This is a genomic window from Hafnia alvei (assembly GCF_900095695.1).
Taxonomy (GTDB): domain Bacteria; phylum Pseudomonadota; class Gammaproteobacteria; order Enterobacterales; family Enterobacteriaceae; genus Hafnia; species Hafnia alvei_B.
This window is the reverse complement of sequence record NZ_FMIQ01000028.1, coordinates 30,521-54,283: the sequence shown is the minus strand read 5'-3', so window position 1 is coordinate 54,283 and position 23,763 is coordinate 30,521. Positions and strand designations below refer to the sequence as shown.

Annotated in this window: 24 protein-coding genes and 3 pseudogenes; 18 read left to right on the top strand and 9 right to left on the bottom strand. The window is 46.9% G+C overall.

Annotated features, from left to right (window positions below; translation table 11 throughout):
• Window positions 1-93 precede the first annotated feature (93 nt).
• The gene (locus BN1044_RS08275) at window positions 94-417 is read right to left on the bottom strand and encodes a hypothetical protein (RefSeq protein WP_072308282.1); all 324 of its coding nucleotides are present in this window, start codon (window positions 415-417) and stop codon (window positions 94-96) included.
• A 489-nt stretch (window positions 418-906) separates the two neighbouring features.
• Between BN1044_RS08275 and BN1044_RS08270 the strand changes: the two genes are divergently transcribed.
• The 3 genes from BN1044_RS08270 (at window position 907) to BN1044_RS08260 (ending at window position 2,772) form a co-directional block, all read left to right on the top strand.
• Window positions 907-1,230 carry a type II toxin-antitoxin system RelE/ParE family toxin gene (locus BN1044_RS08270; protein ID WP_072308281.1) on the top strand — a complete coding sequence of 108 codons (324 nt, stop codon included), beginning with the start codon at window positions 907-909 and terminating at the stop codon, window positions 1,228-1,230.
• A gap of 44 nt (window positions 1,231-1,274) precedes the next feature.
• Entirely contained in the window at window positions 1,275-1,571 is a 297-nt protein-coding gene (gene nadS / locus BN1044_RS08265) for a NadS family protein (protein WP_072308280.1), read from the top strand.
• 283 nt (window positions 1,572-1,854) lie between these two features.
• Window positions 1,855-2,772 carry an alpha/beta hydrolase gene (locus BN1044_RS08260; protein WP_072308279.1) on the top strand — a complete coding sequence of 306 codons (918 nt, stop codon included), beginning with the start codon at window positions 1,855-1,857 and terminating at the stop codon, window positions 2,770-2,772.
• Between the two features lie 93 nt (window positions 2,773-2,865).
• Here the strand turns inward: BN1044_RS08260 and caiF are convergent, their stop codons facing one another.
• Window positions 2,866-3,270 (bottom strand): carnitine metabolism transcriptional regulator CaiF, encoded by a 405-nt coding sequence (gene caiF / locus BN1044_RS08255; protein ID WP_072308278.1) that lies wholly within the window; start codon window positions 3,268-3,270, stop codon window positions 2,866-2,868.
• A gap of 513 nt (window positions 3,271-3,783) precedes the next feature.
• On the opposite strand from caiF, the gene aes reads away from it, so the two are divergent.
• Window positions 3,784-4,713 (top strand): acetyl esterase, encoded by a 930-nt coding sequence (gene aes / locus BN1044_RS08250; RefSeq protein WP_247650277.1) that lies wholly within the window; start codon window positions 3,784-3,786, stop codon window positions 4,711-4,713.
• Window positions 4,714-4,757: 44 nt separating this feature from the next.
• Here the strand turns inward: aes and BN1044_RS08245 are convergent, their stop codons facing one another.
• From BN1044_RS08245 to fixC, 3 genes are all read right to left on the bottom strand, one after another.
• Entirely contained in the window at window positions 4,758-6,074 is a 1,317-nt protein-coding gene (locus BN1044_RS08245) for an MFS transporter (protein WP_072308277.1), read from the bottom strand.
• Between the two features lie 113 nt (window positions 6,075-6,187).
• Complete coding sequence (locus BN1044_RS08240) at window positions 6,188-6,508, bottom strand: ferredoxin family protein (protein WP_072308276.1); 321 nt, start codon at window positions 6,506-6,508, stop codon at window positions 6,188-6,190.
• Window positions 6,505-7,770: an FAD-dependent oxidoreductase FixC gene (gene fixC / locus BN1044_RS08235; RefSeq protein WP_367300348.1), complete on the bottom strand. Its 1,266-nt coding sequence runs from the start codon at window positions 7,768-7,770 to the stop codon at window positions 6,505-6,507. The genes BN1044_RS08240 and fixC overlap by 4 nt, the downstream gene beginning before the upstream one ends.
• Here fixC and BN1044_RS24195 point away from each other — a divergent pair.
• Window positions 7,681-7,869, top strand: a complete 189-nt coding sequence (locus BN1044_RS24195; RefSeq protein WP_368072896.1) for a hypothetical protein — start codon at window positions 7,681-7,683, stop codon at window positions 7,867-7,869. The genes fixC and BN1044_RS24195 overlap by 90 nt on opposite strands.
• Here BN1044_RS24195 and BN1044_RS08230 read toward each other — a convergent pair.
• Complete coding sequence (locus BN1044_RS08230; RefSeq protein ID WP_072308274.1) at window positions 7,858-8,805, bottom strand: FAD-binding protein; 948 nt, start codon at window positions 8,803-8,805, stop codon at window positions 7,858-7,860. The genes BN1044_RS24195 and BN1044_RS08230 overlap by 12 nt on opposite strands.
• A gap of 11 nt (window positions 8,806-8,816) precedes the next feature.
• A complete protein-coding gene (locus tag BN1044_RS08225) occupies window positions 8,817-9,590 on the bottom strand; it encodes an electron transfer flavoprotein (RefSeq protein ID WP_072308273.1) in 774 nt (257 codons plus the stop codon).
• 767 nt (window positions 9,591-10,357) lie between these two features.
• On the opposite strand from BN1044_RS08225, the gene caiT reads away from it, so the two are divergent.
• The 7 genes from caiT to BN1044_RS08185 all read left to right on the top strand — a co-directional run bounded on the left by caiT (window position 10,358) and on the right by BN1044_RS08185 (window position 19,277).
• Window positions 10,358-11,881, top strand: coding sequence for an L-carnitine/gamma-butyrobetaine antiporter (gene caiT, locus BN1044_RS08220; protein ID WP_072308272.1), 1,524 nt, complete (start codon window positions 10,358-10,360; stop codon window positions 11,879-11,881).
• A 53-nt stretch (window positions 11,882-11,934) separates the two neighbouring features.
• Window positions 11,935-13,077, top strand: coding sequence for a crotonobetainyl-CoA dehydrogenase (gene caiA, locus BN1044_RS08215; RefSeq protein WP_040046094.1), 1,143 nt, complete (start codon window positions 11,935-11,937; stop codon window positions 13,075-13,077).
• 189 nt (window positions 13,078-13,266) lie between these two features.
• Entirely contained in the window at window positions 13,267-14,472 is a 1,206-nt protein-coding gene (gene caiB, locus BN1044_RS08210) for an L-carnitine CoA-transferase (protein ID WP_072308271.1), read from the top strand.
• A 27-nt stretch (window positions 14,473-14,499) separates the two neighbouring features.
• Window positions 14,500-16,071 carry a crotonobetaine/carnitine-CoA ligase gene (gene caiC, locus BN1044_RS08205; protein WP_072308270.1) on the top strand — a complete coding sequence of 524 codons (1,572 nt, stop codon included), beginning with the start codon at window positions 14,500-14,502 and terminating at the stop codon, window positions 16,069-16,071.
• 14 nt (window positions 16,072-16,085) lie between these two features.
• Window positions 16,086-16,868: a crotonobetainyl-CoA hydratase gene (gene caiD / locus BN1044_RS08200; RefSeq protein ID WP_072308269.1), complete on the top strand. Its 783-nt coding sequence runs from the start codon at window positions 16,086-16,088 to the stop codon at window positions 16,866-16,868.
• A 698-nt stretch (window positions 16,869-17,566) separates the two neighbouring features.
• Window positions 17,567-18,601 (top strand): plasmid segregation protein ParM domain-containing protein, encoded by a 1,035-nt coding sequence (gene parM / locus BN1044_RS08190; RefSeq protein WP_139130917.1) that lies wholly within the window; start codon window positions 17,567-17,569, stop codon window positions 18,599-18,601.
• Window positions 18,594-19,277, top strand: a complete 684-nt coding sequence (locus BN1044_RS08185) for a hypothetical protein (protein ID WP_072308266.1) — start codon at window positions 18,594-18,596, stop codon at window positions 19,275-19,277. The genes parM and BN1044_RS08185 overlap by 8 nt, the downstream gene beginning before the upstream one ends.
• A gap of 86 nt (window positions 19,278-19,363) precedes the next feature.
• Here BN1044_RS08185 and BN1044_RS08180 read toward each other — a convergent pair whose 3' ends face one another.
• Together BN1044_RS08180 and BN1044_RS08175 are read right to left on the bottom strand one after the other, a co-directional pair.
• The gene (locus BN1044_RS08180; RefSeq protein WP_072308265.1) at window positions 19,364-19,783 is read right to left on the bottom strand and encodes a helix-turn-helix domain-containing protein; all 420 of its coding nucleotides are present in this window, start codon (window positions 19,781-19,783) and stop codon (window positions 19,364-19,366) included.
• Window positions 19,780-20,091: pseudogene (locus tag BN1044_RS08175) on the bottom strand (type II toxin-antitoxin system HigB family toxin). Before BN1044_RS08175 ends, BN1044_RS08180 begins: the two are co-directional and overlap by 4 nt.
• Window positions 20,092-21,065: 974 nt before the next feature.
• On the opposite strand from BN1044_RS08175, the pseudogene BN1044_RS24190 reads away from it, so the two are divergent.
• From BN1044_RS24190 to BN1044_RS08145, 6 genes and pseudogenes are all read left to right on the top strand, one after another.
• Window positions 21,066-21,137, top strand: a pseudogene (locus tag BN1044_RS24190) (hypothetical protein); the annotation flags it as partial.
• Window positions 21,134-21,478: a hypothetical protein gene (locus BN1044_RS08165; protein WP_072308263.1), complete on the top strand. Its 345-nt coding sequence runs from the start codon at window positions 21,134-21,136 to the stop codon at window positions 21,476-21,478. The pseudogene BN1044_RS24190 and the gene BN1044_RS08165, both read left to right, overlap by 4 nt.
• Before the next feature lie 190 nt (window positions 21,479-21,668).
• Window positions 21,669-22,058 (top strand): lysozyme inhibitor LprI family protein, encoded by a 390-nt coding sequence (locus BN1044_RS08160; RefSeq protein ID WP_072308262.1) that lies wholly within the window; start codon window positions 21,669-21,671, stop codon window positions 22,056-22,058.
• A gap of 198 nt (window positions 22,059-22,256) precedes the next feature.
• Window positions 22,257-22,544, top strand: a pseudogene (locus BN1044_RS24185) (glycoside hydrolase family 73 protein); the annotation flags it as partial.
• Window positions 22,541-22,885: a hypothetical protein gene (locus BN1044_RS08150; RefSeq protein ID WP_072308260.1), complete on the top strand. Its 345-nt coding sequence runs from the start codon at window positions 22,541-22,543 to the stop codon at window positions 22,883-22,885. The pseudogene BN1044_RS24185 and the gene BN1044_RS08150, both read left to right, overlap by 4 nt.
• A gap of 370 nt (window positions 22,886-23,255) precedes the next feature.
• A complete protein-coding gene (locus BN1044_RS08145; RefSeq protein WP_072308259.1) occupies window positions 23,256-23,690 on the top strand; it encodes a hypothetical protein in 435 nt (144 codons plus the stop codon).
• Window positions 23,691-23,763: the final 73 nt, after the last annotated feature.

Here is a 23,763-nt window from a genome sequence, read left to right as displayed (position 1 = left end):
CTCGGGCATAGCGCACCGCGGGGCGCTCTCCCTAATATCTGACTATGTTTGTTTTCTGAAGGGATAGCGATGGCTATCCCTTTTTTCTATCTGCTATTCAGCACCGTCCGCATTGTGCATTTGAAATAAGCGGTTATTGGCTTGTTCATACAGTTCGAACATTGCTGGGATCACGTGTGCAGAGGCTTTCAGCCATGCGCCAATCTGGCCAAGACTTTCTGGCGGGATTTGATTTCCACTCTCTAGCGATTCACTCAAATGCAATAATCCATGGCACAACCCTTCGGCGGATTCTGCGGCAATTCCGCTGATATCGTACAGCTGCGTGTCGCTGAACTGCTCGAATGATAAATCAGAAATCAGGGAACGGAAGATGGTGATGGAGTTGTCGCTTGGCGTTTGGTTTATTAAGTTCATGACGATGTTTCCTACTAGAGTTTATTTATCGCCATTACCAAAGGTTCCAAAGTTTGGTGATGGTACAGACAGGTTTGGAACCCCGGCCTCTAGCACCCGGTTAACCTTGCGGTTTCCCCGCCTGCGCCACCAAATGAAGTGTGCACGTCGGTGCCGAAAAAGTACAAGCTTTTTCAGGGCTAAAAGTTTTTAGGGTTCCAATCCCAACTACGGATTTTGCCGCAGCCAGATGACTATATGCCTGAGTTTTAGCCAATGAAATAGGCTGGATAGAATTACAGCAATTTGTATTTAAATATGGAATCAACCTCTCAGGAATTGGGGCGAGTAGCCCAAGGAAAGTAGTTCAGAATATGTGCCTAGATAACGTAGAGGTGGATGCATCTACTGATGTGATGCCTCACGGCCTAGGCAGAGTATGCAGCATATATTTATGTTGTGTTACGTACTCAGTACGCATATTATTTGTTCATACATGGATCGGTATAGATGGATTATTTAGAGTTTGTCGAAACTCCCACTTTCAGTAGGATGCGAAGAGAACTAATGCAGGACGATGAGTTTCTGGCACTTCAACTCTACCTACTAGAGCACCATGAAGAGGGTGACACGATTAGCCATACTGGCGGATGTAAAAAGCTCCGTTGGTGCCGCTACGGGATGGGAAAGCGCGGTGGTATAAGGATTATCTACTACGTAAGAACCTTGAGTGGGAGGCTGTATTTATTACTGGCCTATCCGAAAAATGCGAAAAATGACATTTCTCTGGAACAAAAATCTGCACTGAAAAATGCGATCCAAAATATGAAATAGCCGCTGCTATTGGTTGGTAACCTCTTCATAAAAAAGGCAAGTTTATGGAAAAAAAATTGTTTAATGATTTGCTTAGCAGCATTAATGAAATGGTTGCTATCGAAAATGGTGAGATGACAGTAAATCCAGAAAATGTACACCGCCACGCGATCCCTGATGTGAAATCAATTCGCAAAAGTATCGGTATGAATCAGGCTGAGTTTGCAAAAATGATTGGTGCTAGCTCAGCAACGATACAAAGCTGGGAGCTAAATCGCCGAGTGCCGAGTGGTATCGCGCTAAGAATGCTATGTCTAATAGAAAGAAATCCGAAAGTAGTTGAAACATTGAGATCTATTTAGATCTCACTCAAGCCTTCGAACGCCAAATGGATAATTAATCCTCCCTTCTGAACGTTATGTGCTGACCGAGCGACGAAAGCAACCACCGCTGTCACAGGCTATAACACCTGCGCAGTTTTGCGATTTACAGCATGTTATCGTGTCGCCCAGCGGCGGTGGCTTTTGTGGCACGAGCGATCTCATCGCGATCCTGCTCATTGCTGGCTGCGAGATTTTATCGTCGAACAAGTACAGAATGCCGCGCACCTCACGGCTCAGAATTAAAAATATCAAGGATATAGATATGCCTTTAGAACCTGCCATTGCTGAACTGGTAAACGATTTTATTGCGGCAGGCAGACCATCGTCTCGTCGCCAAACCGTGGCTGAACGGCGAGCGGGCTATGTTGCCAGCACGATATTGGCGGGTGAAAAAGAAACGCGTGTGGATGTGCGTGACGTAAGCCTGGAAGGTATGACGTTGCGCGTGATTTCTCCGCTGGGAGCTCATGGAAATATGCCAACGGTGATTTATTACCACGGCGGCTGTTTTATCAGCGGTGGCTTTGCCACCCACGAAAAGCAGCTGCGCCAGTTGGCCTATCACAGCGGGTGCCGAGTGATTGCCACGCAATATCGACTGGCACCAGAGCACGTCTATCCTGCGGCGCACGATGACGCGCATCATGCTGCAACGCTTGTCTGGCAGCATGCAGATTTTTTAGGCGTAGATCGCGAACAAATCACGTTAGCGGGCGATAGCGCGGGCGGGCATATTGCCCTAATCACGGCGCTGCGTCTGCGCGATGAGAAACGTTGGTTGCCGCATAAGCTATTGCTGATTTACCCGATGCTGGATGCCATGGCGTCTTTTGATAGCTACCAGCGTAACGGCGACGACTATATTATTACCCGCGAAACCCTGCTCAGCGGCTATGAGGCGTATTTTCCAGACATCGATCTTAAGCATCCTGAAGTCAGCCCGCTGTGGCGCAATGATTTCTACGGCTTACCGCCAACGCACATTATCACTGCGGAATACGATCCGTTATGCGATGAGGGTGAGGCGCTGTTCGCACGCCTCACCGAGCAGGGCGTATGCTGTTGCGCGCAGCGCTATCTGGGCGTGATCCACGGATTTTTCCAGCTCGGAGGTGTAAGCCAAACGGCGCGCAATGTGATGAGTGATATCGCTGTGGGTCTGTTATTTGAGCGTTCGTAAGCATGATTAAGCGCGCTAAACCTAGGAGCAACGAACCCTGTGTTTAGCGCGGCAAAAATACTGGCAACTGGAAATACGGCGGTTATATCGGTTTTATTTCCTTTGTGATTTAGACAGCATCCATTTCCACTTTTGCTCCTGATTCAGCTCTGAAGGGGGAACAGGGATCAGCATTCTGGGCATTGATTCTGAGTCATTTTCTTCGCCATCAACGTTAACCGCGTTTTTAATCCGCTCAGCAATATTATCGTCGATATGATCCACTTGGATCATGCGCTGACACTGACAACCTCGGCCTTCTAGCTGATTCGGAACGGTTTTGGTTTGGCAGTCAATCTCATCAACGGCAGAAAGAATATAAGAGACAAGATTTATGGCTTTGCACGGAGTGAGATCAAACTGATCGGCTATCTCTCGTGAGCTTATCCAACGTTGTTGTTGCATTGCCCAACGCGCCACGGACAAATACAAAGGCTCTGGTACGTATTCTCTACACATAAACTCACCTTTTAATTAAAGCAATTTTTATCAGATTAGCATTTGTTTACCATATAAATGGATAAGCTTAAATATATGCGATCATATTCACATTTATAATCATGGTTTGATCTGAATATACCTGTCTAATTACACCTTCGCTATGTATTTTATTTCATTTGTTGCGAAGGATTGTAACCGCGTTTATTGTTGTTTTATTGTAGTGATAATGTTTTGCTGCTGTATGGTATTACTTTGTTTTTGTGATTGAGAATATGTTTATAAAGACGTATTTATTGATTTCAAATAATAAAAAACATAATTAATTTAATATCACATAGATGCGTGAGAAACCGTGCGCATTGGCGTGCTTTTTGCTTGCTGTTAGCGGCATAGCTATCTGGTTTGTCATGCTTTTTGTTTCTTAATGCCATGCGGCGCTAACTCTGTTTTTGTCATGAATGAAATAGCTAATGAGGCAGTGTAATGAATCCAATAAATAAAATTAATGTCCCTTAAATAATATCGCATGAGATGCGCGATGTATTACGTGTTCAGTATGAAAATGCAAAACCAATCGCAGCGGATGCTGATAATTCAACGATTAGACAAGCTTATATTGAGGAGCGAAAATATTGGAATGAGGAAGGGCCTAAAATGTTTAAGGCCCTGCATGAAAAGATAGCCACTTCTTACGGAGAAATCGGTGTAAGAATATATTATCCACAGCATGAAACAGCGGCAACGATCTTTTATTTACACGGCGGCGGGTTTATTGTCGGTAATCTTGATACCCACGACCGTATTATGCGTTTATTAGCCGATTACACGGGATGCGCCGTGATTGGCGTTGACTATACGCTTTCACCTGAAGCGCATTTTCCACAGGCGATTGAAGAAACGGTTGCGGTATGTCGCCATTTTTCTCAGCGTGCTGCGGATTATCAACTCAATATGCAGTCAATTGGCTTTGCCGGAGATTCTGCCGGTGCGATGTTGGCGCTAGCCACGGCGTTATGGCTGCGCGATCGCGAAATCGACTGTGGTCATATCAAAGGCGTTCTACTTTATTACGGACTTTATGGATTACAGGATTCTGCCAGCCGTCGATTATATGGCGGAGTCTGGGACGGTTTAACCGGGCCCGATCTTGAACTGTATCAACACGCTTATCTGGCGAATGAACACGATAAAGAGTCACCTTATTACTGCCTGTTTAATAACGATCTTAGCCGTAATATGCCTGCCTGTTTTATTGCCACCGCAGAATTTGATCCGCTGATTGACGACAGTATTGCGCTGCACCGCACGCTTTCTGAACACCAACAATCTTGCCGCTATAAAATGTATCCCGGTACGTTGCATGCGTTTTTGCATTATTCGCGCATGATGGAAAGTGCCGATCGGGCGTTGCGCGACGGTGCCCGCTATTTTTGCGAGCAGCTTGAAGCAGGACAAAAATAGGCAAGTAAAAGGCGGGCAGTCGGTTAGATTGCCCGCCAGTATTTTTAATACAGATCCATTTGGCTGGTTTTATCCAGCGATAAATCGCGTGTTTCGGGCGCTAAAAATACGGATACGACCATGCCAAAAAGCGAGATCCCCGCACCGGCTAACATCGTCATCGCGATCCCGTGCTGTTGCATAAACAGCGGCAGTGCATACGTTGACACCACGGTGCCGATTCGGCTGAGTGACATTGCAGCGCCCACCGCAGAAGCGCGAATGTGAGTGGGGAAAAGTTCGTTCGGATAGAGCCATTGCAAAATGCCGGGGCCGCCTGAGAAAAACGCATAAAGCGCAAAGGCTGAGACAATCAGCGTGATGCTAGGGTCTGGAATAATTCCTAGTACCGCGAGCGCGAGCGTCATAATGGCAAAGCTACCAATCAACAACGGACGGCGTCCGATGCTGTTGAGCCAATACATCGCTGGCAAGCAGCCAATCAGAAAGAACAGGCTAATCACCACGTTGCCGAGCACGGCCTCTTTGCCTTCGTTGAGCCCCAGCAGGCTGATAATTTGTGGGCCGAAGGTGTAGATACCAAACATCGGTATCACCTGACAGGTCCAAATAATGGCGACGAACAAAATCGATGTTAGGTGCCTGCGGGTGAAAATCTGGCTATAACGCGTCTCCTGCGGGGCTTCGTCATCGAATACCACATGTTCGCCAAACAGCTTAAACATCAGCGCACGGCACTCTTCAATACGCCCTTTGCGAATTAGCCAGCGTGGAGATTCGGGCAGTTCAAAACGTCCTAACAAAATGATAATGCACGGAATAACCGCGCTGCCCAACATCCAGCGCCAGCCGTTTTCAACGTCATATAACAGATAACCCACAACGTCGGCGGCGGTTGCGCCGATGTACCACATCGCGGCGATAAACCCCATGGTGAAGGCGCGCTGGCGCGTGGTGGAGAATTCGGCAATCATCGAGGTAGCGATGGGGTAATCTGCGCCGATCACAATACCAATCAGAAAACGTAGGATCACCAGCTCCAGCGGCGATGTAACAAACATGGTCGCGGCAGAGATAACGCCGATGGCAATAATATCAATCAGAAACATCAATCGACGGCCAAGCATATCGGCAATGTAGCCAAACAATGATGTGCCGATAAACAGCCCAACCAGCGTTGCGATCCCAACTAATCCCACCCAGCGAGCGTCAAGCTGTAACACGGGAGTCAGTTGTTCAAGTGCAATACCGATGATGACCAGCACGTAGCCATCGAGAAAAGGGCCACCGCTTCCCCACAGCATGATTTTGCGGTGGATCGGGGTAAAACTGATGTCATCAAACCTTTTGGATTTTTCCATAATGATGGTTTTAATCAGCCTGATAGCTGCTTAGCTCTGACATGTATCGCAGAGCTAAGTGGCTATAGTGGGTAAATAAAGGGACAGAAACGGGCAGGCCAGAATATCGATTTTTAGCCGTAGCGATATTCAACGCCAAAGGTGCCACGCGGGTAGTTCCACTCATCTAAAACGGAATCACGGCACAGGATCCGGCAGGTGCCGCATTCGAGGCAGCCCGCGTAATCAAAGCGGATCGTTCCATCAGGCTGGAGCTTGTACAGCCCCGCCGGACAGGCCCGCGTGAGGGTGTGAAACGCCGCCATATCAGGGTGTTCGCGAATGATGATATGCGGATGTCCTTCATCAACGTGAAACTTGTTAATGCCTAATTTCACATCAACGTTAACGGGAACATTGCCGGGGGAATTGGCGGATTTGACGGGGGCAGTCATAGCGCGGTCACTCCTTTAATGCCGTCTTTCAACAGGTTTAGATAGCCAATTTTTTTGCAATGACGCATCACCATTTTGCGTATCGGCTGTGGCGGTTGGCCGTTAACGGTGAACATATCCGCCATGATGTCGGCGACCATTTGCGGGTATTGGGTAAACATGCGCGGGTTTTCCAGCATGGCGGGGACTTTACGGTAGTGGCGTAAATCCTTCATGACCGGTAATTCCTCTAACAGCTTGAGATAAGCGTTTAATCCCTGCTCGCTAAAGTTATTGGCCTCTTTGGCTTGCAGTACGGCGCGTGCGGCCGCTTCACCAGAGGCAATGGCCATATCCATTCCACGGATGGTGAATCCCAGATTCATGCACATGCCCGCGGCGTCACCGGCGATAAGCACGCCGTTACCCACCAGTTTGGGCTGCATATTAATTCCGGCTTCAGGTACTACGTGGGCGGCGTATTCCACGGTTTTGCCGCCGGCAATTAATGGACGAACGGTGGGATGCTGTTTGAAATCTTCCAGCATCTGCGGCACCGATTTTCCCGCATCGGCAATATGGCTGAGGCCAACAACGATGCCTAAAGACAACGAATCACCGTTGGTATACAGAAAGCCGCCGCCCATCAGGCCGTTAGACGGCGTGCCGGCAAATAACCATGCGGCACCTTCGTTCTCGGTTAGGCTAAAGCGCGCTTCGAGCAGTTCACGCGGCAGTTCAATCAGCTCTTTCACTCCCACGGCCACATGCTTGGCAGAAACCTGCTTTTGCACCATGCCCAGTTGTTCGGCCAGCAGCGCGTTAACGCCTTCGGCAAGGATCACCACGTTGGCTTCTAAAATATCGCCATCGGCTTCAACGCCGATCACTTTGCCATCGCGCTGGATAAGTTTATCCACGCGGATCCCAGGTACGAATTGAGCACCGGCGGCTTCAGCCTGTTCCATCAACCATGGATCGAATTTACTACGCAAAACCGAGTAAGAGTCCTGCGCCGGTTCAGCCGCATTGGCATGGTGGTAATCCAACGTGACCGCGCTGTCGTCGGTAAGAAACGATATTTTTTCGCGGGTAATGCGGCGCTCAACGGGAGCATGGGCCGCAAAATCGGGAATGATGCGTTCTAAACTGTGCGCATACAGGCGACCACCGGTGACGTTTTTGGCTCCCGCATGATTACCGCGCTCGATAACCAATACGTTCGCGCCTTCCCGGGCCAGTACCAGCGCCGCAACGCAGCCAGACAGGCCAGCGCCAACAATAATGGCGTCAAAGACATCTTCAGACATAGGCTCTCCAAATTCGATGGAGCACGGAAGCCATACGCTAATCCGCGCTCCGTCGATATTTTATCGTTTTAGTTTTTCTGTCAGAGCAGGGACGATCTTCATCAGATCGCCGACGATCCCGTAATCGGCGTATTGGAAGATCGGCGCGTTTTTATCTTTGTTGATGGCCATCAGGATCTGCGCGCCGTTGGCGCCGACCATGTGCTGGATCTGACCAGAAATTCCCAGCGCCAGATAAAGTTCTGGCTTGATCATGATCCCAGAGATGCCAACGTAGCGTTCACGATCCATCCATTTTTCGTTTTCAGCGACCGGGCGCGAGCATCCCAGTTCTGCGCCAATGGCATTGCTTAACGCCGCCGCAATGGCGATGTTTTCCTGTGAACCAATGCCGCGTCCAACGCTCACCACCAAACGTGCTTTGCCCAGATCGACGCTTTCGCCTTGCTTGGCTCGGCGTGATACGCAGGAAATCGCGTGGGCGGGTGGGATAAACGCCAGCGTTTCAGCATTGCCCACCAAGGCGTTATCTTCTGATACGGCAGGGTATACGCCGCTGGCCAGCGTGATGACGGCGTAGTCGGTGGTGATTTTCTCTTTGCCGAAGGCTAAGCCGCCGTAAACCATATGCGTGGCTACCGGATATCCGTCTTCCAGACTCAGCTCAGCGGCATCGTTAACCACGCCAGCGTTTAGGCGAGCGCCTAAGCGCGCTGCTAAGGTTTTGCCGCGACGAGTTGCGGGCAGCAGCAATAAAGCACGTGAACTATGGCTATGCGCTTTGATCGCCTGAGCCAGAGTATCGGCATAATCTTCAATGATGCGGTCGGCGGGCTGTTCGCCAATATGGTAAACAGCGTTAGCGCCGAAACGGAAAGCCAAGGCTGATTGCTCAGCGCTGTGGCTGATGACGTGAATGATTTCACCCAGCTCGCGTGCACCGCCAATCAGCTCGGGTAGATGTGAGTGGGTGTCACTGAACACCCATACTGTTGCAAACTTGCTCATATTGCCCCCAATTAGCTGATGACTTTGCGCAGATGTTCTGCGAATTCTGAAATTTGATCGTCGCTATCGCCTTCGATAATGACCCGCCCGCGCGCTTTTTGCTGTGGAGCCTGTACGCTCAGCAATTCGGTGTATGGCGTGATCTCTGGCAGTTCTAAATCGGCAGGCTGCCACGCGGTTACCGGCTTTTTAGCCGCGCCGAGAATGGCTTTCATGGAGGGGATTTGAGGCGTATTGATATCAGTGGATACCGAAATCACCGCAGGCAGCGGAATGGTTAAGGTTTCAACTTGGTCTTCTAGCGTGCGTTCAACCTGAATGCTGTCGTCACTGAGGGCCACGATCCGGCTCACCCCATTGATAGACGCAACGCCCAGCGCCTCGCCGAGCAGCAAGCCAACCTGCTGTGCATACAGATCGGCTGAGCCGTCACCACAAAGAATTAAATCAAAACCGGTTTTCCGCGCAGCGGCCGCCAGCAGGGCAGACGTTTGGTGAGGAAGCATTTTCTCCAAACCTGCGCTGGAAACGACAACTAACTCATCGGGGCCGCGAGACAGCACGTCTTTGCGACCTTTGGCGTTGGACAGCGCTTCGCCACCCACGCTCATAGCCGTAATCTGGATGGTGTCATTGAGCGATTTCAAGCCGATAGCCGCTTCGATAGCGTTGAGATCGAATTGACTAATTTTGGCATCCGCTTTGCTGAGATTCAGAGAGCCATCACTATTAACGGTGATATCCTGCTCCTCGGGGATGAGTTTGTAACATGCAATAATTTTCATCACTTCTCCGATTTCGATAGGCAATACAATATCCGTAATACCCTACACATAAGACTACGCCCGTAACGTCACCTGCCAGGCATCATTATTCCTAGAGCGAGAAACGTCAGGCAAAGATAAATAAAAATAACGAAAATAGTGTTCGCTATATATATAAATGTGTGCACGCCATAGCCGATTTAAACGCTATTAGTAGTGTGATTAAACTTACTGTAATAAAGAAAGGAGTAAATTAATTAATATCTAATAAAGGTATCCCTGTAAGTTGTTATTCGTGCCTTGTTATCACGCTAATAGAAATACCATGATTCACCAGACCAAAATAATACCTAGATCACCAATATTGAACGACTTAAAGGCAAAAAGCCTTCGCTAATAATGTTTTAATTTTGTTATTTTGATGATTTTAAAGGATTTAATTAGTGTCGCTAGATCGGGGCTCTAAGACGCTCATTGGGTGTCAGAAAATAGTTTGATTAAGATCACGGATTATTGAACAGTCAAATCTCATTATATCTCGGCGTTAAGCGGTAAAGGCGACACACACGCAATGAGATACCTTTAACTATTATTAACAGACGTTTTAACAGATATTTTTGGCAAGCTAAATAACTCGTAATAACTAGATTCACCATTAATTGAAAATTTACCTGCAAAATTAGTGTTGGTGTTCTGTCTTTTCATGGCAGAAATTCTGACGTTTATTCTGAATATTGCATCTCAAGTTGTTATGGCAAGGAACTCCTTTCCATGAGGGAAATGTGTAAATGAAGACAGAAACGAGCAAACGGAAAATAGGGATAGAACCGAAGGTTTTTTTCCCATCATTGATAATTGTCGCACTACTTTGTTATTTAACTATCCGCGATCTGAACGCCTCTAATATCGTCATTAATTCGGTATTCAACTACATCACAACGCAGTGGGGATGGGCGTTTGAGTGGTACATGGTCGTGATGTTTGTCGGTTGGTTCTGGCTGATCTTTGGCCCTTTTGCCCAGCGACGTCTCGGCGAAGAAGCCCCGGAGTTCAGCACCGTCAGCTGGATCTTCATGATGTTCGCCTCCTGTACTTCAGCCGCCGTGCTGTTTTGGGGATCGATTGAGATCTACTACTACGTTTCTTCTCCGCCGTTTGGTTTAACACCATTTTCAAACCCAGCTAAAGATCTTGGTTTAGCCTACAGCCTGTTTCACTGGGGGCCTTTGCCGTGGGCGACCTACAGCTTCCTCGCCGTGGCGTTCGGCTACTTCCTGTATGTGAAGAAAATCGACGTGGTGCGCCCAAGCGGAACGCTGGTGCCACTTTTTGGTGAAAAACGCTGTAACGGAATTATTGGCACCATCATCGACAATCTGTATCTGGTGGCGCTGATTTTGGCGATGGGAACCAGCCTTGGGCTAGCAACGCCGCTGGTGACCGAATGTATTCAGTATCTGTTTGGCGTGCCTCACACGTTAGAGCTGGATGCGCTGATCATCTCTTGCTGGGTGGTGTTTAACGCCGTGTGCGTTGCGTTTGGCTTGCAGCGCGGGGTTAAGGTGGCTAGCGACGTTCGAAACTATCTCAGCCTGATCCTGCTGGCGTGGGTATTCATCATCGGCGCGAGCAGCTTCACCATCAACTATTTCACTGATTCTGTTGGCATTCTGCTCTCTAACTTTACTCGTATGCTGTTCTACACCGATGCCGTCGGCAAGAGTGGATTCCCGCAGGCGTGGACGGTGTTCTATTGGGCATGGTGGATCGTTTACGGCATCCAGATGTGCATCTTCTTAGCGCGCATTTCTAAAGGTCGCACCGTGCGCCAGCTCTGCTTGGGGATGGTCGGTGGATTAACCGCTTCAACGTGGTTGCTGTGGACCATCTTGGGCAGCAATACGCTCTCGCTGATCAACAACGGCAAAATCAACATCCCGCAGATCATTGAACAACACGGGGTGGCGCGCGCCATCATTGAAACCTGGGCCACGTTGCCGCTCAGCACCCTCACGATGTGGGCGTTCTTTATTCTGTGCTTCCTCGCCACCGTAACGCTCATTAACGCCTGTTCGTACACGCTGGCCATGTCGACCTGTAAAGGCGCAAACGGCTATGACGAACCGCCGATTTGGGTTCGCGTTGGCTGGTCTGTGTTGGTGGGGGTTATCGGCATCATTCTACTAGCGCTCGGCGGGTTGAAGCCGATTCAAACCGCGATCATTGCCGGTGGGTGTCCGCTTTTCTTCGTCAACATACTGATAACCATATCTTTCTTAAAAGATGCCAAGGCTACGCACTGGAAATACTAAGCGTTTTACCCTGTTTGAATTCGAACGATATAAACCACCAAGAGGCCTGATTTATGAATTTTGCACTGTCTGACGAACAAGAGTTATTTGTTTCCGGTATCCGCGACCTGATGGCGCAAGAAAACTGGGAAGCGTACTTCGCGGAATGCGATCGTAATAGCGAATATCCAGAGCGGTTCGTCAAAGAACTGGCCGACATGGGCATTGATAGCCTGCTGTTGCCGGAAGAGCACGGCGGTTTGGATGCGGGCTTTGTCACCTTAGCCGCCGTGTGGGCCGAGCTTGGACGCCTTGGTGCGCCAACCTATGTGCTGTATCAGCTGCCGGGTGGATTTAACACGGTGCTGCGTGAAGGAACGGCGGAGCAAATCGATAAGATCATGGCTTTCCGTGGCACCGGCAAGCAGATGTGGAACTCGGCAATTACCGAACCTGGCGCGGGCTCTGACGTGGGCAGCATGCAAACGTCGTATACCCGTAAAAACGGCAAAGTGTACCTCAACGGTAGCAAATGCTTCATCACCAGCAGCGCGCATACGCCTTACATCGTAGTGATGGCGCGTGATGCGGCTTCACCAGATAAAGCGATTTTCTCTGAATGGTTTGTGGATATGAGCAAACCGGGGGTGAAGGTCAATAAGCTGGAAAAACTGGGCCTGCGCATGGATAGCTGCTGCGAGATCCTGTTCGACAACGTTGAGCTCGAAGAAAAAGACATGTTCGGACGTGAAGGCAACGGCTTCAACCGCGTGAAAGAAGAGTTCGATCACGAACGTTTCATCGTCGCACTCACCAACTACGGCACCGCATTCTGTGCCTTTGAAGACGCCGCGCGTTATGCCAACCAGCGCGTTCAGTTTGGCGAAGCCATCGGGCGCTTCCAGCTGATCCAAGAAAAATTTGCGCATATGGCTATCAAACTGAATTCGATGAAAAACATGCTGTTTGAAGCAGCATGGAAAAGCGATAACGGTTTGATGACCTCCGGCGATGCCGCGATGTGCAAATACTTCTGCGCTAACGCCGCTTTTGAAGTGGTGGATTCGGCGATGCAGGTGCTCGGCGGCGTGGGGATCGCAGGCGATCATCGTATTACCCGCTTCTGGCGCGATCTGCGCGTGGATCGCGTTTCCGGTGGTTCGGATGAAATGCAGATCCTAACGCTGGGTCGTGCGGTGCTGAAACAGTATCGGTAAGCCATTTATTAAAAATAATTTATTGAAAATAAAGGGCTAACGGCAAGTTGCGTTTTAACCGAGATACACGGGCATAGCGTACCGCGGGGCGATTATGGAACACATCCATGTGTTCCTCCCTAATATCGGGCCTAAGTTATCGCTTGGTGAGTCGGTTACACGTTAGCCCTAATTTTGAGGAAACAGCTTATGTCTATGCCAACATTTGGCCCGCTGGCGGGTTTACGCGTGGTCTTTTCAGGAATTGAAATCGCAGGCCCTTTTGCAGGGCAAATGTTTGCCGAGTGGGGCGCTGAAGTTATCTGGATCGAAAATGTCTCCTACGGCGATACGATCCGCATTCAGCCAAATTATCCGCAGCTTTCACGCCGCAATTTACATGCGCTGTCGCTGAATATCTTTAAAGACGAAGGGCGTGAAGCTTTCTTAAAGCTGATGGAAACCACCGATATATTTATTGAAGCCAGTAAAGGCCCTGCCTTTGCGCGCCGTGGTATTAGCGATGAAGTGCTTTGGGAAATAAATCCCAAGCTGATTATTGTGCATCTTTCAGGTTTTGGTCAGTACGGCACGCCGGAATACACCAATTTGGCGGCTTACAACACCATTGCGCAGGCATTCAGCGGTTATCTGATCCAAAATGGCGACAAAGATCAGCCGATGCCTGCATTCCCATATACCGCCGATTATTTCTCAGGTCTAACCGCAACCACCTCGGCGCTGGCGGCGCTGTATAAAATGCAGCAAACGGGCGTGGGCGAAAGTATTGATGTGGCGATGTATGAAGTGATGCTGCGCATGGGGCAATACTTCATGATGGACTACTTCAACGGCGGCGAAGTGTGCCCACGTATGACCAAAGGCAAAGATCCGTACTACGCGGGCTGTGGTCTGTACAAATGCCAAGATGGTTACATTGTGATGGAACTGGTTGGCGTGAACCAAATGCAGGGAATGTTTGAGGATATGGGCATTGCGCACCTGCTGGGCACGCCAGAAATCCCTGTTGGCACACAGCTTATCCATCGCGTTGAATGCCCGTTTGGTGAGCTGGTTGAAGCCAAATTGGATGAATATTTGGCGACGAAGCCGTATGAAGAGGCACTGGTGCGCTTTGCTGAACTCAATATTGCCTCGGCAAAAGTCCTGACTATTCCTGAGTTAGAAAGCAATCCACAGTATATCGCCCGTGAATCTCTCACAACGTGGAACACCATCGATGGCCGCACCTACAAAGGGCCAAATGTCATGCCGAAATTTAAGAATAACCCAGGGCAGATTTGGCGAGGAATGCCAACACTCGGCATGGATACCGCCGCCATTCTTGCCAGCATTGGTTATTCTGATGCCGACATTGAAACGCTGGTGGCTAAAGGTTTAGCCAAGGCTGATTAGGCACTGAAATTATTTGGGTAGATAGATATGGATATGATAGGCAAACGAAGCTTGCGTCAGGCTTGGGATGATTTAGCGGATATGCACGGCGATAAAACGGCGCTGGTCTTCGAAGATCAGGCAAGGCAAGTTTCTCAATACAGTTATATTGAGTTAAATAAAGAAATTAATCGTACGGCTAACCTATTTCATTCCTTGGGTGTGAATAAAGGCGATAAAGTTGCGTTGCATCTTAATAACTGTGCTGAATTTATATTTTGCTGGTTCGGCTTAGCGAAAATCGGTGCAATCGTTGTGCCTATCAATGCCAATCTATTGCGTGAGGAAAGCGCTTATATCATTAATCAGTGTGAGGCCAAAATGGTGGTGACCTCTACGGATTTCTATTCTATTTACGCCGACCTCACGTCACCGAATTCGCCTTCTTTGTATCCCATTATATTAATTGATGGTGACGCAGAACCTCAGCGTTCCCGCGACGTTATTTATTTTCATCCATTGCAAAAGTCCCAGCCCGATATGCTGATTTATTCGGTTGAGCTTAACAGCGATGATGTGGCGGAAATTCTTTTTACCTCAGGCACCACCTCTAGCCCGAAAGGGGCGGTGATAACCCACCACAATTTGTTATTTGCGGGCTACTACACGGCTTGGCAATGCGCATTACGGGCAGATGACGTTTATTTAACGCCGATGCCGGCCTTTCATATTGACTGTCAGTGCACCGCCGCGATGCCAACATTTACGGCGGGAGCCACTTTTGTTCTGCTAGAAAAATACAGTGCGCGGGCGTTTTGGGGGCAGGTATGCCAATACCGCGCCACCGTGACGGAATGCATTCCTCTGATGATGAAAACGCTGATGATGCAGCCGCCTATGCCGTGGGAAAAGCAGCATAACCTGCGCGAGGTGCTGTTTTATCTTAATTTGTCTGAGCACGAAAAAGATGAATTTATTCAGCGTTTTGGTGTGCGGTTACTGACATCGTATGGCATGACCGAAACCATCGTGGGCGCCATTGGTGACAGGCCCGGTGATAAGCGTCGCTGGCCGTCGATAGGGCGGGTTGGCATGGGCTATGAAGCACAAATCAGCGATGCACAAGGCAATGAAATACCGGTGGGCCAAACGGGTGAAATTTGGATCAAAGGCATTCCGGGAAAAACGCTGTTCAAAGAGTATTACAAACTGCCTCAGGAAAGTGCGCGAACCCTGAACGCCGACGGATGGCTGCGTACCGGTGATTACGGTTATAGGGATGATGACGGATATTTTTATTTTGTTGAGCGCAGCTGCAACATGATTAAGCGCAGCGGGGAAAATATCTCCTGCGTTGAAATAGAAAATATTATCTCTACGCATCCAAAAATTATGGACGTGGCAGTGATTGGTTTAAAAGACTCAATCCGAGATGAAGCGATAAAAGCCGTCGTGGTGTTAAATGACGGTGAATTTATGACGGAGAAAGAGTTCTTCATATTCTGTGAAAATAACATGGCAAAATTCAAGGTTCCCTCTTTCTTTGAAATAAGAACGAGTCTACCTAGAAGCTGCTCGGGAAAAGTGATTAAAAAAAGCCTGGTTGAAGTTTCTTATTAAGATGAGGTCTTAGCATGAGTGAATTACATATTAAGCGTAATGGCTACATTCTAGAAATTACGTTAGACAGACCGAAAGCCAATGCGATTGATGCCAAAACAAGTTTTGCGATGGGCGAAGCTTTTATCGCTTTTCGTGACGATCCTGAGCTACGTGTCGCCATTATTACCGGCGCGGGTGAGCGTTTCTTCTCTGCGGGGTGGGATTTAAAAGCCGCCGCCGAAGGTGAAGCGCCTGATGCTGATTTCGGCCCCGGCGGTTTTGCGGGCCTCACCGAGCTGTTTAATTTGGATAAGCCGGTGATCGCAGCGGTCAATGGTTATGCCTTCGGCGGTGGATTTGAGCTGGCGCTGGCTGCCGATATGATTATCTGCTCGCGAAATGCCATTTTCTCGGTGCCTGAAGCGAAGTTAGGGATTGTGCCAGACAGCGGCGGAATGCTGCGTTTGCCGAAGATTTTGCCTCCGGCGATTGCGATGGAAATGATGATGACGGGCCGCAGCATGGACGCGGAGGAAGCGCTGCGCTGGGGCGTGGTGAATGCGGTAGTGGACAGCGAACAGCTCATGCCACATGCCCGTGAGTTGGCAGCACAAATTGCGGCTAACGCCCCGCTTGCCGTAGCGGCGATTAAAGAAATTTATCGTGAAACCAGCGAGCTGGCGGTTGAAGAAGGGTATCGTCATGCGCGCAGCGGCAAGCTAAAACACTACCCGTCAGTATTGCACTCCGAAGATGCGCTGGAAGGGCCTACCGCTTTTGCAGAAAAACGTGAACCGGTCTGGAAAGGGCGCTAGTTTCATGGCATGTAAGCCGGCGAAACCGCAGCAGAACGCCGGTACAGCAAATAATTCAGCAAACAAATCAGCGAGCAAATCAGCAAATAATGCGGGCATGCAAAGTTTGCTGGGGTCACGTTATGTGATGTGCCCGAGCTGTAGTCTGCGAATTAGAGGCCAGCTTTATAGCATGCTGAATCAGTGCCAAACGTGGTGCCCAAGGTGCAAGAAAAATGTCTCTTCATGCGTGGGATAACAGCGCGATAGGATTATCACAGCGGTCAGAAATAGGGCCGCTGCTTTAATTTTGAACGCTATATAAAACATGCTGCTGAAGCAATAGAAGATCGATAGCGACACACCAAATACAGAACTTAAATATTATTTTTTAAAGATCTCACCTTTCTGACATGCATCATAATGCGGTTAGCATTTCCTCAACACGTCGCTGGCATAAGATACAATTCGCTTAACCTTCTAAGGATATCTCTGCTGATGGCGGGGAGATGAAGCAATATTCTGCAATTGATTTATTCACATTGATTCATTCGCATTGATGTATTCGCTTAGATATCGCTGTCGATATCCCCTCTCCGAATATCCTGTTTATTGGTTTTAAAAATTTTAGACAAAGCCCCATCAAAGCGCTCTGCTATGGCTGGCTTTGCCCACACAATATGCTCATTGAGACAAACGCTATGACCACCCAAGCCCGCATGAAATTTGCCATCGATGATGGCTCTACCAACGTCAAAATTAGTTGGATTGAGAACGGCACGCTAAAAACCGTTGTTTCCCCTAACTCATTCCGCAAAGACTGGAAAAGTGCGGCCCTGCTGCGCGGGCAAAAGGTATTCAACTACACCATTGGCACCACCAAATACACCTACGATGCGACCTCCGATAAAGCATTATCGACCACGCATATTGAATATCAGTATGACGATTTAAACCTGCTGGCGGTGCACCATGCCCTGCTGCAAAGCGGTCTTGAGCCGTGTGAAGTTGATGTAGTGGTGACGCTGCCGATTACTCAGTTTTATAACCCCGATGACTGCCAGCGCAACGAAGATAAAATTGAAGCCAAACGTCGCAATTTGATGCGCGAAATCTCCCTGAACAAAGGCGAGCTGTTCAAAATCGTTGGCGTTGAAGTGATGCCTGAAAGTTTGCCGGCGGCGCTTTCGCATTTATTGAATTCTGAAACCAGCGAATTCACTCGCTCCTTAGTGGTCGACTGCGGCGGTACCACGTTGGATATGGGCGTGATCGTCGGTGAATTTGACGATGTGTCTGCGATTTACGGCAACAACGAAATCGGTGTGGCGATGGTGACGGATGCGATTCGTAAAGCGCTGGCTTCTGCCGACAGCGATTCAAGCTATTTGGTCGCGAATGAGCTGATTAAACGTCGTCACGATATGGCTTTCGTGCGCAGCGTGGTGAATGACGAAACACGTATTCCAGACATCTTGCAGCGCATTGAAACCAAAATTCGTGAGTTAGGCGATCAGGTGGCCTATGAAGCGAAGAAGTTTGCCAAAAACCCCAACCGCGTTTATCTGGTGGGCGGTGGAGCAACGCTGATTGAAGAAGCGATCCGCGAAGCCTATTCCACGCTGGGCGATCGAATTGTCACCATTGATAATCCACAGAGCGCGCTGTCGCGTGAAATTTGCCTGTATCACTCAGAGGCTGGGGCCGATGCGTTGGCAGAGCCTTTGATGCTTGAGGTAGAGGAAAATGAGTAAAGGGCAGACGAGCCGAGTTAACTTCTCGCTTTATCTCAGCCCCGCTCAGTCACAGGCCGATTTACGTACCATGACGGTGTTGCAACAGCTGCACCGTCAGCTAAAACAGAGCGGTAGCGATCGCAACGATGTGAATATGGAAACTCGTACTTTTCATCGTAATGTGTACCTGGCGGGTTTACAGCTGCATCAGCTCAACCCGCAGCTCTGTCATCATGTGGCAGAATCGATAGGGCGCGAACACTTAACGCTGCCTGAATTAGCCGAAGAACTGGTGCGCTGCGAGCTTTTACCGATAGAAACTCCGGCGGCGTCTTCAGCGCAAAGCACCGATTTCTCGGCACAGCAGCTAGAGCAACTGCGTCAGGTGTTTGAACAGTCGATCCCTGAAGTAAAAACCGCTGAGCCAACGCCTGCTGCGTTGAGTGAAACGGTTCAAGCCGGAGGGATTAGCGCCGAGCAACAGGCTGAGTTTACGCATCTGCGCAGCGAGCTTGCGCGGATGAGCAAACTGCTGGAACAGCAAAATTTACAGCTCCAGCAGCTGCGCCTTAGCCAGCGAGCGCCAGCATCCGTAGAGCCAACCCGTAACGGCAACGCGGAAGAAGTCGATCTGGCTGACATCGCACCACCGACCGAAAAAATGAAAAAAATCCGTCAGAAAGGGATTTTCTAGGTTGGGGAACCAGCCTGACTTTCATGAATAAAAAGCCACGTTTAACGTGGCTTTTTATTACGAATATTGATACCGACCGAATCGCATTAGAAAAACAGGTCTGGCCTAACGTTAAAGCGCTTTGAGAGTGCTTTGATATGCTCAATGGTTAATGAGCGCTTGCCGGATAAAATCATGCTGATAAGACTTTTTGAACCGATTTCCGAGGCTAAATCTGAGTAGGAAAGCTGATGTTGTTCGATGAGAACCCGTAGCGCAGCCACGCCGGTTGGCATATCAGTCACGGCCTGATTGAAGGCTTTAAATCGCTCATTGTTATTTTCATATTCAGCAATTTTTAACGCGAGAAAATCGATTAGCGGGCTTTCGTCATCGTGCTCAATAAGATAATCAACCATAGCGAGCGCATCGCGATAGGCCTCCTCAGACGTATTTCCGCCTAAAAAAGGAACGGCATCTACCAATACTTTTGCGGCCTCTAGTGCTTTGGTCGGTTCTACAATCATTCTTTTATCTCCCGGTACTGCCTCGTTAGTTTGTCATACTCTGCGTGGGTGACGATGTGCTTGACGTAAAGGCGTTAGTTTACAAAGTTGATGTAGGAAATCATCCGCAGATTGTTTCCGCAAACGTTGATTACCCACCACTTGTTCCTATATTTGAAATTATCAAGTTTAGGGAATAGCTTGCGTAATTCCGCAGGACTTTCAAATTCATTCTCTTTAAGCAATCGGTATGCTGCTATGAGAGATGCGGCATCGTTTGGATATTTTCGCGCGGCATCTTCAAACGGATCCCGAGATATGATGTGCATGTCCGGCTCTCTGTTTACATCATGTGAACATAATAGGCGCGCAATGTTTGGTTTACAATATGTGAACTAAACATTTTTACCCAATCCTTGGTCGCTGATGAGATCACCACTCAACGAAGATGACGTCTTATTTCTTGTTCAGAAGAGAATGGTTTGTCTCTCAGCGCAAAAACTATATTCCGACTGTTATTAAGATGAAATGGACCGTAGAGGTTGTTCATAGTTAGTTTTTTTATCTGGAATCCCCCTCGCGAAAACGGCTGATATAAACCACACGCCGTTGCAAACTCTAGACCCGTCTTACTATCTGCGTTACCGTTCCTTATCTCCTGCCTCTATGATAATTCGAGAAAAATGCCAAATTTTCATGCTTTAGTGTGATGTTGTCTTATGAATTCTAAAGGCGAATAGTGCAAGCGTTCTGAGATGTAGTAGGAGGGAGGGCTAGAAACTTGTGGGTAATGTCTTAAAAATCTCAACTATGGAGTGTTTCCCGTATTTTTTGGAATGGCACGGAGTAATATTATGATTTTGTGAGCGATGGATAGCTTTATGAAAGTGATATTACCTGTAATGACTGCATCTGGAAAATCCTATGCCTCAACAGAGGATTTTTTGGCAAAGGTACATGGTGAGACTTCTGGAAACTGGTTATTGAATGTTAGCGCCCATTGGCACGGTGGTATTCATCTAACTGACGCAAATTGTGCTCCGAATGCCAAGCTGACTGATGATCTCGTCGACGCGAATAAGGTGACGGGATTACAAAGTATGACCGATGGGCATATCGTAGCCTATCGCCTTAATGACACTTACTGTACAGCCCCTTATTCAGGTTCGAGAGGAACGAAAAACCTCCGTTTTTCCAGCTCGTTTATTCTTATCAAATCAACCTGCCAACCTGATGTAGCTCAACCGAATGCTTTCTCTTTGATTACACGAACCCTCGAGACTGGGCCCAAGGACTACAGAGAGCTGGATATGCTACTGATCCAAATTATGCAAATAAGTTGATTAGCATTATGAATAAAGAGGGGTTGTTATGAGATTAATATTATTCTTATCTTTTCTCGTATCTTCATTTTTATCGTGGGGGGAATGCAGTGATATAAATATATCAGCTGAACAAAAACAATCATTAAATTCAACGGCAGAGTCAAACTATATAGTTAAGTATAAATCGAGAGTATATTTTTATAGTGCTCCTGATGAAATGTGTCGAATTAAAAATATTTTTATCATTAAGAATGATGTGGTTAGTATTTATGCTGAATATAAGGGTTTTTCTTCGGTTATGTTTTTCAGGAAAAATGGTGATCCTGTAAGTGGGTGGATTCATTCAGACTCTATAGAACCTATAGGAACAGGGGTTGGTCCGAAAGAGTAATGGAACCGGATCCTTAAGAAAATCTTGATATCCTCTTTTCGGTTTATCAAGGGTTTACTAAAGGGCCTAAGCCAATGCTTGCAGGTTCAAATAATAATAAACAAGAATTGATTGGCTATATAAGAAGTACCCCTTCAATTTCTCAGTATGAACCTGGAAGGCAGAGAGCTAATTATTTGGAGAGTAGTGAATGAAACGTGTTTTAGCTATTGTTTTGTTTTATTCGGCATTCTCACATGCCGCGGATGTTTGTAGTGATATACAAAACTCTGGTCAGGTGTATTTATGTTCTGAAAATAAAAAGAACGAAGCAGATAAATATTTAAATGAAAAATACTCAGAACTGTTGTCTAAAATAAATTCTGAGTATATGAATGATGATGTGTTGAAAAGAGAGTTAGTAGCCAACGTTAAGACCTCTCAGCGCGATTGGATTAAATTCAGAGACTCTAACTGCAAATTATATGCTTTCCAAATTGATAGTAATAGTTCAGCATATCAAACAACTATTAACAATTGTGTTACGAGAATGTCAGAGAGCAGAGGAAAGGAGTTAGCTGAATTTTCTAATGACATGTAGTGAAATTTTGGCTGTTTTGAAAGGATCTCCTTGAGATCCTTTTTGTCTGTGCATAATCTCTTACTCTGCAAATGAAGGAATCACCTAGGGAAGTTCGATTGGGGATTGGCAGAATACACGAATGTGTTTATCGAGCAAAATATATAGGTTAAAGACGTTCCTGTTGATATTTACAGTGGTGAGTAGAGTAATAATTTATTTGGTATTAAAGCACATAGAGATCCTAATTTCATTTTTGTTAATACTCATGAATATCTCAACGGAGAGAGGAAAGCTATCGTAGATAAGTTTATGAAATATGATTCTTATGAAGACAGCATTTCAGGTCGTTCGGATTTCTTTGTGAAAAATAGACGCTATCACTTTCTCTTTGGTTACACGGACCCTCGAGACTGGGCTCAAGGACTACAGAGAGCTGGATATGCCACTGATCCAAATTATGCAAATAAGTTGATTAGCATTATGAATAAAGAGGGGGTATTATGAGATTAATATTATTTTTATCTTTTCTCGTATCTTCATTTTTATCGTGGGGAGAGTGCAGTGATATAAATATATCAGCTGAACAAAAACAATCATTAAATTCAACGGCAGAGTCAAACTATATAGTTAAGTATAAATCGAGAGTATATTTTTATAGTGCTCCTGATGAAATGTGTCGAATTAAAAATATTTTTATCATTAAGAATGATGTGGTTAGTGTTTATGCTGAATATAAGGGTTTTTCTTCGGTTATGTTTTTCAGGAAAAATGGTGATCCTGCAAGTGGGTGGATTCATTCAGATTCTATAGAACCTATAGGAACAGGGGTTGGTCCGAAAGAGTAATGGAACCGGAACCTTAAGAAAATCTTGGTATCTTCCTTTTGGTTTATCAAGGCATTACTAAAGGATCTAAACTTATGTTTGCAGGTTAAAATAATAATATATAGATATTATTAGCTATGTAAGAAGTAGCCCTTCGATTTCTCAGAATGAACCTGAAAGGCAGAGAGCTAATTATTTGGAGATTACGGTGCGAGGTTTCTGCTATGGAAATATTATTCAAAACAGCAGGTTATGGAAGTGGATCTAATTATTAAGCATTTTTGTGCAACATTGATTCGGGCTATCCGATCTAAATATTGGCTATCTTTTCCACGGCGGTACAATAGTTCAAACCAACATGGTTATGACTTAAAAATTGAGAGGAATTATAATGAGTCATTATAAATATATTGTTTTTACGTTGTTTTGTGTGTGCTTTCAAGCACTAGCTGACGTAACTTATTTTTCATGTAAAACAGATAGAGGTGATATAATACTAAAAGAAAAAAATAAAAAATTCGAATATAATTTCCTTAACCGAAATAATGATGTGTTTAGATTCAATGCTCCCCCTGTAAAGTTTACTTATAGTCATTATTATAGATTTCAAACTGACTACTTTGATGTTTCATTTTTTAATGGAAAGTATAAATACTCTATTTTTAGTAATTTTGAAGATGGAAACTACAGTAAAGGAGTTAATGTAAAAAATATTGATAGCAAAAAAGAGTATTCTTTTGCATGTAACGTAACTGAGGTAGATCGCCTTAGAGATTTATCAGAAAAACTCAAATGTGATACAAACTCTGCTCTAGGATGTGGTTGAGTTATAAATCATATAAAAAGAGCGTCACCTCTGTCGAAAACGCCTATTCGTGCGTGTAGATTTATATTTTATA